Origin of the sequence: Iningainema tapete BLCC-T55 (genome assembly GCF_014698965.1) — a bacterium.
GTDB classification, from domain to species: domain Bacteria; phylum Cyanobacteriota; class Cyanobacteriia; order Cyanobacteriales; family Nostocaceae; genus Iningainema; species Iningainema tapete.
Genome location: NZ_JACXAE010000020.1, coordinates 1 through 847 on the forward strand (window position 1 = coordinate 1; position 847 = coordinate 847).

Sequence of the window (847 nt, forward strand, 5' to 3'; positions counted from 1 at the left end):
TTTCCGGTATCGATGAGCCTAACCCCATGAAGTTACCAGAAATCATTGCGGCACTGGAAGCAGAAGATATTCGGGCTGAACTAGCTTTTACCAAACCGGATGAGTCTCCCGCGTTGATTGCACAACAAGCGGTTGAAGAAGGCTATGATATGGTGATCGTGGCAGGTGGTGATGGTACAGTCAGCGAAGTTGCCAAAGGATTGCTTCATGCCCCGATTCCACTAGGAATTGTGCCGATTGGCACTTACAATAACATTGCTCGGAGTCTAAATATACCAATGGATGTTAACCAAGCATGTTTTGTACTGGCTCACGGGCAAGTTAAAAGTATTGATGTTGGGCAAGCCAACGATGAACACTACTTTTTTGAGGCAGCTGGGGTAGGGCTGGATGCAACGCTCTTTCCTCTTGGCGAAGAAATTAAGGGTGGACGATGGGGGCGGATGCTTCAAGCTTTTCGCTTAGCAATGGATTATCAACCTCAACGACTTAAGATTGAGTTAGATCGTCCCATTGCACAAGCCCAGACTCACCCATTGCCAAGCCAGCGATTTTTGCGCCGAGAAATCGCGCACAAGCGTGAATTTAAACTTAGAGCAATGCTGGTAGTGATTGCCAACGCACCCTATTATGGTGCAGGATTTATGGTTGCTCCAAATGCGATCGTGGATGATGGTTTAATAAATGTGACCATTTACCGAAAGTTTAGTAAGTGGGAACTAGTGCGCCATTTTTGGTCAATTAGTCGAGGGCAGTACCACTACAACCCCAAAATTGAAATCTACCAAGTCGAAATGGTTCGGATCACTTCGATTGCCAAGTTACCCGTTCATATTGATGGGCATCC

1 protein-coding gene is annotated in these 847 nt (G+C 46.3%); it reads left to right on the forward strand.

From position 1 onward, the window contains the following. Nucleotides 1–26: 26 nt before the first annotated feature. Nucleotides 27–847: diacylglycerol/lipid kinase family protein (locus ICL16_RS04260; protein WP_337906908.1), on the forward strand; the 821-nt coding region annotated here is incomplete at its 3' end.